This window comes from Bacillus sp. BP-3, from assembly GCF_028401955.1.
GTDB lineage: Bacteria > Bacillota > Bacilli > Bacillales > Bacillaceae_G > Bacillus_A.
This window is the reverse complement of the sequence record NZ_JAQOTJ010000007.1, coordinates 155,414-169,311: the sequence shown is the minus strand read 5'-3', so window position 1 is coordinate 169,311 and position 13,898 is coordinate 155,414. Positions and strand designations below refer to the sequence as shown.

Here is a 13,898-nt window from a genome sequence, read left to right as displayed (position 1 = left end):
AATTAACCCTCTTTCATACTTTCTATATTTCGCTTTGCTTCCTCAATGGCACAGTCTATTGCAGCGCCTGGATTATTTATCATTTTTCCATGCCCTGCCGCGAGTAAGGAAGGCTCATATTCTCTTAGCCTTTCTGCACTCTGTAATGCTACTTCTTTACTCCACGTTGCCATTGCAGGAAACGGAAACCAAAATTTCATTTGTCCCGAAACAGCTGTGCCCCCTCTTGTTTGAAATACATCTCCCACAATAAGAGCGTTATTTCGCGTATCAAGAAACGACATGGAGCCTGGTGTATGTCCAGGTGTCATAATCGCAAGAAGCGATCCAATTCGGTCTCCATCCTCTAATAAAACATCTGGTCTCGTCTTCACCTTTTTAGGTACACCGCCCTTTATCGGCGTATTCGGTTCATCTCTTTGTAATGTCGTATCTCCTTCTAACAGCCTTGCGTCCCGCTTAGAAATATAAACTGGAACATCAGGAAGTACTTCTTTTAATGCGTCTAGTGCACCGATGTGATCATCATGCGCATGCGTTAATACAATATTAGTAATTGGTTTCCCTATTTTCTCAGCCGCTTGTAAGATGCCTTTTGCGCTATATGGCAAAGCCGCATCAATTAAAGTTAAACCATCTTCTTCCTCTACAAAATAACAATTCACAGGAAACACTCTTGGTAAAAATGACAATTGATATACTGTTTTTTCGTGCATCATTCTCATATTTCCAACTCCCTCCCCAAAAACTAACGGTATTAGTTTCATTATACTAATAGCATTAGTTTTTGTCACTGAAAATTCCATTTTTGTGCAAAAAAAGAAGTAGCCGTTTTATATTAAGTAGTTCCGATAACGTGAAGAAACATTAGAAATAGCATTGTAAATCAAGGAGAAAAGTCGTACAGGTTTTATTCTCGTTTTTTATTTTTATATAAGATTTTATTGAGTTTTAACATGCTGATATTGGCTATTGTCACACAAAAATTTCAGGTGTAATTTTTGTTGTTATTTGAGGTTTTAAGGGGGTGAAAATCCGAAAAATAAGGTAATTTATGTTAAAATAATTATGGAGGTTATGATGTTGCTTAATTTAATTAAAGGGCAGGTTTGTGGTAAAAACTAAATTAGTAATTGATTTATGAGAGGGCTGTTGTTTTTGAAATATTACCTATTACTAGCAACTAATATTACATTGTTGATAACGTTTTTTGTTGATGTGTTTAATGATTGGAATAGTGTATGTGGAATAATAGGTTTCTTTTGTCCATTTGTTTCTGCTTTTTCACTTAGTTATATGATGGCTAAAGATTGGAAAAATGATATTCATATAAAGATTAATGTTATTGGTCAGACATTAGTAGGTTTTATTTCAGTTGGATACATAGCATTTATATTTTTTATTCTTTAATTTCTCTTTATACAACTATCGAGTGCGTCAATATATTGTCAAACGCGAAAGAAAGAGCTGCCTCAAAGGCAGCTCCTTCTTATTTATTAAACTGTATAACGCTCATCCTCTAACACTTTCGCTGCAATTTCACGTTTCTTCGGAATAACGTTAATTGGTGTGTGACGTGTTAGCTTACGAAGTGCAGATAACATCATGCGCAGCATATCGCCATTTTCAACAGCGATAATTGTTTCTTTTGCATCTGCTTCGATTTGGTTGAATGCTTCTTGGCAAAATACTTCTGTGTAAAGAACTTTTTGTTTGTTCTTCTCAAGGCCAGTTACTTTGATTGCTTTTTCTGTACGAAGAACAGCTGATTCCATTGCGTATAAGTTATTTACGATATCCGCAATGTTCACAAGAACTTCTTGTTCTTTGTCTAAGCCTTTACCGTATTTTTGAGCAGCTAAACCAGCAACCATTAAGCCAATTTTCTTCGCATTTTTCACTAAATGTTTTTGAAGCGCTAATGGCTCATCGCCTACTTCTTCTGGCATCATCATCATTAACTGTTCTTGTAATTTTTGTGCTTCTTGTAAAAGTGGTAATTCACCTTTCATTGCTTTACGCAAGAACGTACCTGGTACGATTAAGCGGTTAATTTCGTTCGTACCTTCGAAAATACGGTTAATACGAGAGTCGCGGTACATTCTTTCAATCTCGTACTCTGCCATAAATCCGTAACCACCATGGATTTGGACACCTTCATCCACTACGTAATCTAATACTTCAGAACCGAATACTTTGTTTAAAGAGCACTCAATTGCATATTCAGCAATAGAAGCTGCAACAGCTTTTCCGTCTTTTACTTCTTCTTCCGATAATGTGCTCATACGGCTTTCAAATAAACCAACTGTACGATATACAGAGCTTTCAGCTGCATAAATTTTCGCTGCCATATTTGCAAGTTTCTCTTGAATTAATGGGAAGCGAGCAATTGGTTGTTTAAATTGTTGACGCTGATTTGCATATTGCGCTGAAATTTCTAACGCACGTTTTGAAGAACCAACTGTACCAACACCTAATTTATAGCGACCAATATTTAAAATGTTAAAGGCAATAACATGACCTTTACCAATTTCACCAAGTACATTTTCTTTCGGTACTAATGCATCTTCTAAAATTAATGTACGAGTAGAAGAACATTTAATACCCATTTTCTTTTCTTCCGGGCCTGTAGATACACCTGGGTATTCTCTCTCTACGATAAACGCTGAGAAATGTTCGCCATCTACTTTCGCATATACAACGAATACATCAGCGAAAGCAGAGTTTGTAATCCATTGTTTCTCACCGTTTAATACGTAGTGTGTACCTTCCGCATTTAAGCGAGCCGTTGTTTTTGCGCCTAATGCATCAGATCCAGAACCTGGCTCTGTTAATGCGTATGCAGCTAACTTTTCACCTGTTGCTAACGCAGGTAAATATTTTTTCTTTTGCTCTTCGTTACCGAATAATACGATTGGTAACGATCCAATCCCAACGTGAGCACCGTGTGTAATTGCAAAGCCGCCTGCAAGAGAAAACTTCTCTGAGATTAATGCAGAACTAATTTTATCAAGACCAATACCGCCGTACTCTTCCGGTACATCAGCACCTAATAAACCAAGCTCGCCAGCTTCTTTTAATAAGCGAACAGAGCGATCAAACTCATGTTTCTCTAAATATTCAAGCTCTGGTAATACTTCATTTACAATAAAATCTTCTGTCGTTTTCGCAATTAATTTATGCTCATCGCTATAATCTTCCGGCGTAAATACTTGCTCGATTGTAATATCATCAATTAAAAAGCTACCGCCTTTTACTGCACTTCCTACTGTTTTTTCCATGAAAAATTCCTCCTTCATATTTTCATAGGCTGCTTCTCTTGTTATAAGAGAAGCTAGCCTTCTTTTTTTGCATACCCTCTTTATTTATCTAAGTCCGTTTTTATATTATCTAGTTCCAGCGGCTAAAACAGTCGGTGGCTTCGCGTCTTCCGCCGAGGCAAAAAGCTCCTCTTTGTCAGAAGCTCCATCCCCCCTCCTGTTCTGAGCGAGCCGCTTCCACTTTTATTACAGTAGTTCAAACACTCCAGCAGCACCCATTCCGCCGCCGATACACATTGTTACGATACCGAATTGTTCGTTGCGGCGTTTCATCTCATGAATAAGAGATAATGTTAATTTTGATCCTGTACAGCCAAGTGGATGTCCAAGGGCAATCGCTCCGCCGTTTACGTTTACTTTTTCTTCATCTAGTCCAAGTTCGCGAATAACTTGGATGGATTGCGATGCAAATGCTTCATTTAGTTCAAATAAGCCAATATCAGATAACTCTAAGCCCGCTAATTTTAATGCTTTCGGAATCGCTGCAATTGGACCAATTCCCATTACTTCTGGCGGTACACCAGCTACTGCGAAGGAGCGGAATTTCGCCAGCGGCTGTAATCCGTCGCTTACTGCTTTTTCACGATCCATTAGTAATACTGCCGCTGCGCCGTCACTCATTTGTGAGGAGTTACCAGCAGTTACAGTTCCGCGCACATTAAATGCTGGACGCAGTTTCCCAAGTACATCTAACGTCGTATCTGCTCTTACGCCTTCATCTTGTGAGAACAAAATAGTCTCTTCTTGCAGCTTGTTATTTGCCCCAACAGTGCGAAGCGTTACATCAACAGACACTGTTTCATCTGCAAATTTCCCTTCTGCTAATGCTTTTGCCGCACGCTGATGGCTTCTTACTGCAAATGCATCTTGCTCCTCACGGGAAATACCATACTTTACAGCAACTTGTTCTGCAGTATGTCCCATGCCCATATAATATTCCGGAGCCGCTTCAACAAGGCGGCTATTCGGACGAACAACGTGCCCCATCATCGGCACTAAACTCATTGATTCAGCGCCGCCTGATAATACTGCCTCTGAATGACCAAGCATAATGCGCTCTGCACCGTAAGCGATACTTTGCAGACCTGAAGAACAGTAACGGTTAATGGTAATAGCCGGAACGTCATAAGAAAGCCCTGCTAACCCGCCGATATTACGTGCCATATTTAAACCTTGCTCTGCTTCTGGCATCGCACAGCCAAAAATTAAATCGTCAATTGGACCGTCATAGTTATTTGCACGTTTTAACGTTTCTTTTACAACTAATGCTCCTAAGTCATCAGGACGCACTGTATTTAATGATCCTCTCTTCGCTTTCCCGATAGGCGTTCTTGCCCCTGCAACAATAACAGCTTCTCTCATGAACAATCTTCCTCCTTAGTTACGTAATGGTTTTCCTTTTACAAGCATGTGCTGCATTCTTGCTTGTGATTTCATTTCGCTCACTAAACTAATAAACGCCTCGCGTTCAATATCTAATAAATATTGCTCATCCACTTCTGTTCCGTATGGGACTTTTCCGCCAGCAATGACATATGCGAGTTTTTTCGCAATGTGCAGATCATACTCGGAAATGTAGCCAGATAAATGCATTGCTTCTGCTCCAAGCGCAAGCGTTGCATATCCTGTTTCCCCAACAACTGGAATCTTTTTACGAATTGGTGCTTTATAGCCTGCTTCATATAAAGTAAGTGCTTTTTGTTTTGCATCGTATAGTAAGTGATCACCATTGACGCTAATGCCATCTTTATCGCCTAAGAAGTTATGAGAGACTGCTTCTTGCGCAGATGTTGAAACTTTCGCCATCGCTACTGATTCAAACACTTTGTTTGCGACTTTTTGCAGATCAAACTCAACACCATTTGCCATTTTGTTTAGATGCTTAATGTATAGCTCTTTGTTACCGCCTCCGCCAGGGATTAAACCAACACCAACTTCTACTAGTCCCATATACGTTTCACTAGAAGCTTGAATGCTAGCTGCTGGTAAGCAAACTTCTGTACCGCCGCCAAGTGTCATACCGTAAGGCGCTGCCACAACTGGTTTTGAGCAGTACTTAATTTTCATCATTGCATCTTGGAAACTTTTCACAACCCACTCAATTTCAAAGTAGTTGTCGTCTTGTGCTTCCATTAAGATCATCGCAAGGTTTGCACCTACGCAGAAGTTTTTCGATTGGTTTCCAATAACAAGCCCTTTATAATTCTTCTCTACTTCATCAACAGCGTAGTTAATCATTTGCGTAATATCCATACCAATCGCATTGCTCTTAGAATGGAACTCTAAGCAAAGAACGCCATCTCCTAAGTCAATTAAGCTTGCACCGCTATTTTTCTTTAGTACGCCATTTTTCTCTTTCAATTGTTTTAGAGAAATTGCTTTTTTATTACGAACGATTTGTTTGTACTCACCGTTATCATAGTAATAACTCTCGCCATTATCTTGTTTATAAAATGATGTAACACCGTTCTCAATCATTTCTTTTACCCAATTTGGAACAACTTGACCGTTCTCTTCCATCTTCTGAACGGACTTCGCAACACCAATTGCATCCCAAATTTCAAACGGACCTTGCTCCCAGCCGAAGCCCCACTTCATCGCATTATCAATTGCAACAATATCATCAGCAATTTCTTTCGTAAGCTTTGCTGCGTATAGAAGAGTCGGTGTAATAATGTTCCATAACAATTCACCAGCGCGGTCTTTTGCATATACAAGCGCTTTCAATTTATTCGCTAATCCTTTTTCTTGTTTACTTATCTCAACAGAAGCTGCCTTTAATTTTTTACGTGCTTCGTATTCCATCGTTTCAGGATTTAACTCTAAAATCTCTTTTCCTTGTTTTAAGAAGAAGCCTTGACCTGTTTTACTTCCAAGCCATTTTCTTTCTAACATGTCATGCATGAATGCTGGTACTTTAAAGACTTCGCGCTCTTCTTCTTGTACATTTTCATATACGTTATTTGCAACGTGAACAAATGTATCTAATCCGACAACATCTAATGTACGGAACGTTGCACTTTTTGGACGACCAATTAACGGACCTGTTACAGAATCTACCTCTCCAACGCTATAACCGCGTTTTACCATTTCTTGCAGCGTTACAAGCAGTCCGTACGTACCAATGCGGTTTCCAATAAAGTTTGGTGTGTCTTTTGCAACCACAACACCTTTGCCTAGTACATCTTCGCCAAATAGTTTCATGAATTCTAACACATGTGAATCTGTATCTTTTGTTGGTATAATCTCAAGAAGTTTTAAATAACGTGGTGGGTTAAAAAAGTGCGTTCCTAGGAAATGTTTTTTGAAGTCATCTGAACGCCCTTCGATCATCTTTTCAACGGAAATACCCGATGTATTTGAGCTCACAATAGAACCTGGTTTACGAACAGCTTCTACCTTTTCAAATACTTTCTTTTTAACATCTAAATTTTCAACAACAACCTCAATAATCCAATCAACATCAGCAAGGCGTTCCATGTCATCTTCCATATTGCCCGCCTCAATTAATGCTAAGTTTCCTTTTACTGTAAGAGGAGCTGGTTTTTGCTTTAACAACTTTTGCAACGCTCCGTTGCTGAAACGATTTCGTACACTTTTATGTTCTAATGTAAGTCCCTTCGCTTCTTCTTCCTTCGTCAGCGATGGTGGTACAATATCAAGCAATAATGTCGGTATACCGATGTTAGCTAAATGTGCAGCAATCCCAGAACCCATTACACCAGAACCAAGAACTGCAGCCTTTTTAATTTGGAACATCCAATTCTCCCCCTTATTCTTGAATGAACGCTCATTCAATTTTTCGACAAACGTCGCAATCTATGAATGAGCCTCTACTAATAAATATATGCTAACGTTTAAATTTTCGCAATATATTTAAAAATAAAATTTTCTGAACTTATTTCTTTTTTCATATTTTGGACATGATATGTAGTGAACTTCCTTTCTTAAAACACTTGATCAAACGGAGGCATAACTTATGGCTAAAATTAAAAAAAATCCATCAAAAGCAGGTATTAGTTCAACAAGCGTAACAGGAAATGCTGGCCCAGTTGATCGCGGCATCGAAAAAGGCCGCCAAGGAAATAATCAGCAATATAAGAAACACAATATGGGTGAAAAATAATAGTACAACTATAGGCAGCGAACATGGCATAATGAAAAATGAGCTATATCGCTGTCTATTTCATACATAAAAGAGGGTACATAATGAAACGAACCATTACACTACTTGTTATTTCAGCTACATTATTTATTGCAATGATTTTTTCTTTATATGCGCATAGGCAAATAGTTAAGGCCAATCAGCCTGATATATCTGGAAAGTACGGCGTGACGATTGATGCAAAAACAGGAGACATTTTATACGGAAAACGTGAACATGATCGTTCCTATCCAGCGAGTGTAACGAAAATGATGACCACTCTCCTTTTGCTGGAAAATGTAAAAGAAGATGAAGAAATTACTGTGACAGAATATGCGATAAAAACAGAAAACCAAAGCAAAAAAATTACACTGCATGCCGGAGAAAAATTAAAGCGTGATGAAGCATTAAAGCTCATGCTTGTCATTAGTGCCGATCCAATTGCCGAATCGATTGCAGAGCATATCGCCGGTTCCAAAGAAAAGTTTGCAAAAATGATGAATGAACGAGCAAAACAACTGGGAGCAACACATACAACGTTTAAAAATGCAAGCGGAGCTGATGCGCTTAGTAATAAAATTTCACCATACGATTTGGCACTTATTACAAAAGAAGCATTAAAATATCCAATAGTGTTGCAAGATATGAATACCATTCATACAACAGTGCACACATCTATGCAAACGAAAAAGATCGCAAACTATGGACGTGAGGAATTGTACGCTGATCCACATGCGATTGGAAGTAAAAGTGGTCTTTCAGCATTAGCAGAATATACGGTCGTTACAATAGATGAAAAAGACGGGAAAAGAGTGATTACCGTTGTCCTCTCTACTGGCCGCAAAACAGTTTATCCCGATGCCAAAAAGATGGCAGAATATGCTTTTGAGCAATTAAAATAACCAAGGAAGTTTACACTTCCTTGGTTATTTTTTAACCATTCCTTTTAATACGAATGCTACGTTAGCTGGACGTTCTGCTAAGCGGCGCATGAAATAGCCGTACCAGTCGTTTCCATATGGTACATATACACGCATTTTATATCCTTCTTTCACAAGCTCAAGTTGACGCTCTGTGCGAATGCCGTATAACATTTGGAATTCAAACTGATCACGCGGAATGTTGTATTCTTCAGCAAGTTTTTTTGTATATTCAATAATTGCATCATCATGTGAAGCGACTGCTGTATAATTGCCATTTAATAAGTGCGTTTTAATAATTTTTTTATAATTTTCATCTACATCTTTCTTTTCTGGAAATGCAACTTCCTCGGGCTCTTTATATGCCCCTTTTACAAGACGTAAATTTGGCGTATACGCATTCAAATCATCTATATCTTTCTCTGTACGATATAAATATGCTTGAATTACTGTACCAACATTGTCATATTCTTCTTTTAACTTCTTGAAGATATCAATTGTTTTTCCGCAACGTGAATAGTCTTCCATATCAATTGTTACAAACACACCGTTTTCTTTCGCTGCGTCTAAAATACGGCGCATATTATTCATAACTAAATTTTCTGAAATGTCTAGACCCATAGATGTCATTTTTAATGAAAGCTGAGAATTTAGCTTTTCACGGCCAATTGCACGAATTGCTTCAATCGATTCATCCGCCATCTCATTTGCCTCTGCTTCGTTATCAACAAATTCCCCCAAATAGTCGATCGTAACACAAAGGTTTTGTTTGTTTAAATCTTTAATGGCAGCTACCGCTAAGTCAATTGTTTCTCCCGCAACAAAGCGCCCTGCTCCAAAACGTAAGCCGTACTTTTTCGCTAGTTTTGTTAGCGCTTTATTTTTTGATAAAAACAAAAAAGAATTACGCATTAATTGTTCCATGTCTTTCACCCCTATGACTGTACTTTGTCTGTTTTTTACCCCTCTTCTAAATTATATCACTGTTTAAAATTATTTGATACAAATAATTATTTAGATAATTAACATAATAATACGAGAATGTTTGCACATCCGAATTCTAAAAGGAAAAATCATATAAAAAATTTTTCGACATCCCGAAATGTTAAGAGATGAAAAGCCAGTTACATCTCTCAGCAGTAAATTCGACAAATGTTTTGAGTCTCTTATCCTATATCCAAGACGAAAGTATCACTTCTATATCATATGACACATGAACATTATATAAAAATAATTCATGGGCATTATCGATTTCTCCCCGCATGTGACAAAAAAAGCCCTGACCACTTCTCCGCACGGCCAGGTACTTCATCTAAAAAGAAAGATTTTTTATATAAATCCATTCTAATTTTTCGTCATCTTCATCTAACTCCAGCGGCTATGCAGAATACCGTATGACCGCTACTTGCTTTCTCCTTTTGGTTTAAACCTTGCAGGCCCTGACCGCTTCGATGCTCTCGCCCGTCTAAAAAGAAAGAGGATTTTTATGTCGATTTTTTAATTTGTATTTATATCGTTTTTCTTTTTCACTTCTTTTGTCTATGCTCGTCATTCAACCTTTTGATTTCTCCAATTAACTGTATCATCTCTTCTTTCGCATCCGGATACGTTTCATTCCAATGCTTTACTAGAGCTGGCATCGTTTTAGCGACATACGAATATAACGCCCACTTCTCAACCTTTTGCTTGTATTCTTCATTGCTCTCTCCTAATAAGAGCTCTGTATACTTCTCTAACAAACCATCAAACTGTTCTTGAAATTTTTCGCTCATCCCTCTTATCCCTCCTTCATGTTTCTTTATAGTTGATGATAAACAAATATCCTATCCTTCGTCAAAAAAGAAGCAGCCTAATATAACTGCTTCCCTCACACTTTATAACTTCGATTGTACAGATTGTAACTTCTTCTCCATTGAGCTGACTTTATCACGGCGATCATCAACGCGAATATTTGTTGCTACGCGGCCTGCACCTTTAGAAAACGGAACTTCATGCATTTGTTGAATGACTTCAAATAATACCGGAAGTTCTCCTTCAATAATTGTATTCATTGGCGTTAATTGATACTTGACGCGATCTGCATTTTTCTCAAGTACTTTTTGTATTTCTGCTACATATTCACTTACACTTGTATTACCTGTTCCAACTGGAATAATGGTAACATCAACAATTGCCATATTTGTTCACCTCTTCTATAGATTCTTTACTATTGTACAAGATTTTTTTCCTCTTTAAAAATATATCGGCGATTCGACATAGAAAATAGCTGCCGGGAAAATCCCGACAGCTTGAATCTCTATTTGTCTATTTTAAATTGTTCTACTACCTTTTCTAAATCGTTCATTTCCACTGTTAATTGCTTCATCGTTCCAGATACTTTTTCTAGATGAGCTACTTGCGTTTCTGTTGCTGCATTCACTTCTTCTGATACAGCTGCACTCTCCTGACTCGTTTCGGCGATAGTTTGCATAACTTGTGTAATGTCTTTCTGTTCATGTCCAATCTTTTGTACTTCTGTGGAAATTCTCTCAACAGAAGTAATGATTGTATTTACAACAGAAATAACAATTCGGAATGATTGTTCCGCATCTTTCGTTACATGATCTTGCACGTTAGCGATATCTTTTAAATTCCCAATCACTTCTACGACGCGAGCGACTTCTTGTTGCACCTCTGCAATAATAGAAGCAATGTCGCCAGTCGCTTCTTTGGACTGTTCTGCTAATTTTCGTACTTCTTCCGCAACAACAGCAAAACCTTTTCCTTGTTCCCCTGCACGCGCTGCTTCAATAGAAGCATTTAATGCTAATAAATTTGTTTGATCAGAAATTCCTTTAATGAGCTCAACGACATTTTGAATAGACTGTACACTATGGTCAAGTTTCTCAGCTGCTGTTTCTGTTTCCGACACAATCGAAGAGGATTCCTTTCTTGTATCCACTAAACGTTGCATCGTCTGTAAACCCCTTTGCGACGCTTGTTCCGCCTGACTTGTTACCTCTTTTATAGAAGTTACTGAGCCATTTACTTGTCCTACAGACTGTTCCATATTTTCTAGCTGCCCTGAAATTTCCTCCACACTATTCGCTAATGTTGACGCACCGCCCGTCACATCATCCATCGCACTAGAAACTTCCTTACTTGAAGCAACAGTCTCATTTGTTAAATAATGCAAGTTATCCGCTGACTGTTGCACTGATGATACGTTATGTTTAATACGGCTAACCATTTCATTCATTTGTCCAACCATATCGTTAAAGTGCTTTGTGAGTACACCCACTTCATCGTTCGTTTGCACTTTCATTTGTAGCGTTAAGTCTCCTTCCGCTACTTCTTGCACTTGATTCGTTAATGATTGAAGTGGTCTTATTAACCTTCTTGCAAAGAAATAGGATACAACAATTGCAGCAAGTACACCTACACACCCTAACCCTATAACCATATTTCTTATTGTTGCTAATAAACTATCCACTTCTTCTTTCGGATAGACAATTCCAATTTTCCATGGCATAGATCTCATTAGCTGGCTGTATGCAATGACATCTTTCCCTTTTAACTTAGTTACAACAAAATCATTTCTATCTTGTTTTAAACTTTGAATCAGTGGTTCTTTTGACACATCTTTTCCAACTTTATCTGGATACACTATTCCCATGTTTTTATCATTTACAACAAACATTTCTCCGCCATAGTTGTACTGGATGTTATGAAGTAGCTTTTGAATTGTGCCTAATGACACATCCATTGCTACAACACCAAGTACTTCTGAACCATCTGGAGATAAAAGTGCTTTCGAAACACCAACACTTAATTTTCCTGTTGTAATTTCATATTGCGGCTGTCCCCAATGTACGCTTTTCGTATCACTTAAAGCGGTCTTATACCATGCTCTTGTTGTTGGGTCATATCCTTCTGGTATTTTTCCACCATCCGCAAGATTCGCACTTAATGTCTGCTTATCTTTCGTGCCAATATAAAGGTCTAAAATATCTGGGTGATTATTTTTAAACTCTAAAAAATCCTTCGTTATCACCGATTCTTCTTCTAGTGTAACCCCGTCTTGTAGCATTTTAACAATTGCTCCACTACTAGAATAGTATTTCATATCCTCCCCAATACCATTAATAAACTCATTCATTTGTTCTGTTAACAAATCCATCGTATTATGAGAATATTGATCAAGGATACGAGACTCTTTCGCTTTTTCTAACTGATATACAGTTGTCCCAAAAATAGCAAACATCATGGAAATAAGTACTGAAAATACAACTGTTACTTTCCAACGTAAACTTCTCATAACTCTTACTCCCCCTAGCCCCTTCTTCATTAATTCCACAAGCTTATATATTATTATATTAGGAATATGTGATATTTGTAAAACGTTAATCTTCTATCTTCTTATTTAAATTTTCATACAACCATTTCTATGCCCCATTACAATAACAGTACTTGTATTCCAAAGAAGAGTTCTTTATTCTTAAGACACAAGAATTTTTCGTTCGGGAGGAATTATGTTACAGAGATTCGGTTTTTCACAATATGAAAGTCAAGCATACGAAGTTCTCGTTTCAAGCGAAGAACCGCTTGATGCAACGAGCATCGTCAAGTATTCTGGTGTTCCGAAAGCAAAGATATATGAAATATTAGTACGCCTTGTCGACAAAGGCATGGTGATGGATTCTGTTTCGGAAAAGAAAAAGCTATATACGGCTCTGCCGCTACAGCTTGCCATTGAAAAATTAACGGCAGAATTCCAAGCAAATGTTGAAGAATTACAAAACAACGTATCGAAAAAAAGATTTACAGATGACCGTGTATGGAGCTTAAAAGTACAATCTTCTATTCACGCGCAAAGTAAACAACTTGTGCAAAGCGCGAAGAAATCCATTCGTATGTCTGCGTGGAATGATACATTTCTAGAGTATGTGCCGATTCTAGAAGAAAAGAAAAAACACGGTGTTGAGATAGAAGCACTTGTTGTAGGAAACCTTGATACATCATTAGAAAACATCCATCTTCTCATCCCAACAGAAGAGCACCATGCACTTGAACGCTTTTTACTCATCATTATTGATGATCGTGAAATTTTATTTGCGGGCACTGAGCAAAACTCATGGCAAGCAATGAAAACAATGTCCCAGCCATTCGTTAAATTTTTCACAGAATTTTTCTATCATGACGTTGCCCTTGCAAAAATTACCGAGAAACATCATGATTTATTTATGAATGACGAAGAAATCCGAAACCTCTTAATGAAACTGCGCTATTAAAAAACGGACATGTATCCCTACTCATGTCCGTTCTTCATTTTGCTTCTTAATATCCGATAATAATGAAATGATTTGCTCATTTTGTTTTATTTGTTCTTCTGAGTTTATATAAATAAACCGAATCTAGCGAAATACAAAAACAAGCACAAATATAGGGAGTATCGTAAATAGAAAACCAATGATAGATGGCACCATCCTAATTTCCATCTCCCTTTGTTTCAAACATCACACGTGGTAGAAATAG

12 protein-coding genes are annotated in these 13,898 nt (G+C 37.7%); 4 read left to right on the top strand and 8 right to left on the bottom strand.

Annotated features, from left to right (window positions below):
- Nucleotides 1-2 precede the first annotated feature (2 nt).
- Nucleotides 3-725, bottom strand: coding sequence for an MBL fold metallo-hydrolase (locus PLX19_RS13545; RefSeq protein WP_272189157.1), 723 nt, complete (start codon nt 723-725; stop codon nt 3-5).
- 415 nt (nt 726-1,140) lie between these two features.
- Here PLX19_RS13545 and PLX19_RS13540 point away from each other — a divergent pair, with 415 nt between their 5' ends.
- The gene (locus PLX19_RS13540) at nt 1,141-1,410 is read left to right on the top strand and encodes a hypothetical protein (protein ID WP_272189156.1); all 270 of its coding nucleotides are present in this window, start codon (nt 1,141-1,143) and stop codon (nt 1,408-1,410) included.
- 86 nt (nt 1,411-1,496) lie between these two features.
- Here the strand turns inward: PLX19_RS13540 and PLX19_RS13535 are convergent, their stop codons facing one another.
- From PLX19_RS13535 to PLX19_RS13525, 3 genes are all read right to left on the bottom strand, one after another.
- Nucleotides 1,497-3,281 (bottom strand): acyl-CoA dehydrogenase family protein, encoded by a 1,785-nt coding sequence (locus PLX19_RS13535; RefSeq protein WP_272189155.1) that lies wholly within the window; start codon nt 3,279-3,281, stop codon nt 1,497-1,499.
- Between the two features lie 225 nt (nt 3,282-3,506).
- Entirely contained in the window at nt 3,507-4,682 is a 1,176-nt protein-coding gene (locus PLX19_RS13530) for an acetyl-CoA C-acetyltransferase (RefSeq protein ID WP_020062326.1), read from the bottom strand.
- A gap of 15 nt (nt 4,683-4,697) precedes the next feature.
- The gene (locus PLX19_RS13525) at nt 4,698-7,079 is read right to left on the bottom strand and encodes a 3-hydroxyacyl-CoA dehydrogenase/enoyl-CoA hydratase family protein (protein ID WP_272189153.1); all 2,382 of its coding nucleotides are present in this window, start codon (nt 7,077-7,079) and stop codon (nt 4,698-4,700) included.
- A 220-nt stretch (nt 7,080-7,299) separates the two neighbouring features.
- On the opposite strand from PLX19_RS13525, the gene PLX19_RS13520 reads away from it, so the two are divergent.
- Both PLX19_RS13520 and PLX19_RS13515 read left to right on the top strand, forming a co-directional pair.
- Nucleotides 7,300-7,446 carry a YuzL family protein gene (locus PLX19_RS13520; RefSeq protein WP_272189152.1) on the top strand — a complete coding sequence of 49 codons (147 nt, stop codon included), beginning with the start codon at nt 7,300-7,302 and terminating at the stop codon, nt 7,444-7,446.
- Nucleotides 7,447-7,529: 83 nt separating this feature from the next.
- On the top strand, nt 7,530-8,366 hold the full coding sequence (locus PLX19_RS13515; RefSeq protein WP_272189150.1) for a D-alanyl-D-alanine carboxypeptidase family protein: 837 nt from the start codon (nt 7,530-7,532) through the stop codon (nt 8,364-8,366).
- A 24-nt stretch (nt 8,367-8,390) separates the two neighbouring features.
- On the opposite strand, the gene PLX19_RS13510 is transcribed toward PLX19_RS13515, so the two are convergent.
- From PLX19_RS13510 to PLX19_RS13495, 4 genes are all read right to left on the bottom strand, one after another.
- Nucleotides 8,391-9,308 (bottom strand): proline dehydrogenase, encoded by a 918-nt coding sequence (locus tag PLX19_RS13510; protein WP_272189149.1) that lies wholly within the window; start codon nt 9,306-9,308, stop codon nt 8,391-8,393.
- A gap of 602 nt (nt 9,309-9,910) precedes the next feature.
- Complete coding sequence (locus PLX19_RS13505; RefSeq protein ID WP_272189147.1) at nt 9,911-10,156, bottom strand: YusU family protein; 246 nt, start codon at nt 10,154-10,156, stop codon at nt 9,911-9,913.
- 102 nt (nt 10,157-10,258) lie between these two features.
- On the bottom strand, nt 10,259-10,561 hold the full coding sequence (locus PLX19_RS13500; RefSeq protein WP_251227684.1) for an MTH1187 family thiamine-binding protein: 303 nt from the start codon (nt 10,559-10,561) through the stop codon (nt 10,259-10,261).
- 119 nt (nt 10,562-10,680) lie between these two features.
- Entirely contained in the window at nt 10,681-12,681 is a 2,001-nt protein-coding gene (locus PLX19_RS13495) for a methyl-accepting chemotaxis protein (protein WP_272189145.1), read from the bottom strand.
- 214 nt (nt 12,682-12,895) lie between these two features.
- On the opposite strand from PLX19_RS13495, the gene PLX19_RS13490 reads away from it, so the two are divergent.
- Nucleotides 12,896-13,654, top strand: coding sequence for a TrmB family transcriptional regulator (locus PLX19_RS13490; protein WP_272189144.1), 759 nt, complete (start codon nt 12,896-12,898; stop codon nt 13,652-13,654).
- Nucleotides 13,655-13,898: the final 244 nt, after the last annotated feature.

Bases quoted from the DNA above. Each gene is read 5' to 3' on its own strand.
- PLX19_RS13545 (WP_272189157.1), bottom strand. From the start codon at position 725: ATGAGAATGATGCACGAAAAAACAGTATATCAATTGTCATTTTTACCA.
- PLX19_RS13540 (WP_272189156.1), top strand. From the start codon at position 1,141: ATGAGAGGGCTGTTGTTTTTGAAATATTACCTATTACTAGCAACTAAT.
- PLX19_RS13535 (WP_272189155.1), bottom strand. From the start codon at position 3,281: ATGGAAAAAACAGTAGGAAGTGCAGTAAAAGGCGGTAGCTTTTTAATT.
- PLX19_RS13530 (WP_020062326.1), bottom strand. From the start codon at position 4,682: ATGAGAGAAGCTGTTATTGTTGCAGGGGCAAGAACGCCTATCGGGAAA.
- PLX19_RS13525 (WP_272189153.1), bottom strand. From the start codon at position 7,079: ATGTTCCAAATTAAAAAGGCTGCAGTTCTTGGTTCTGGTGTAATGGGT.
- PLX19_RS13520 (WP_272189152.1), top strand. From the start codon at position 7,300: ATGGCTAAAATTAAAAAAAATCCATCAAAAGCAGGTATTAGTTCAACA.
- PLX19_RS13515 (WP_272189150.1), top strand. From the start codon at position 7,530: ATGAAACGAACCATTACACTACTTGTTATTTCAGCTACATTATTTATT.
- PLX19_RS13510 (WP_272189149.1), bottom strand. From the start codon at position 9,308: ATGGAACAATTAATGCGTAATTCTTTTTTGTTTTTATCAAAAAATAAA.
- PLX19_RS13505 (WP_272189147.1), bottom strand. From the start codon at position 10,156: ATGAGCGAAAAATTTCAAGAACAGTTTGATGGTTTGTTAGAGAAGTAT.
- PLX19_RS13500 (WP_251227684.1), bottom strand. From the start codon at position 10,561: ATGGCAATTGTTGATGTTACCATTATTCCAGTTGGAACAGGTAATACA.
- PLX19_RS13495 (WP_272189145.1), bottom strand. From the start codon at position 12,681: ATGAGAAGTTTACGTTGGAAAGTAACAGTTGTATTTTCAGTACTTATT.
- PLX19_RS13490 (WP_272189144.1), top strand. From the start codon at position 12,896: ATGTTACAGAGATTCGGTTTTTCACAATATGAAAGTCAAGCATACGAA.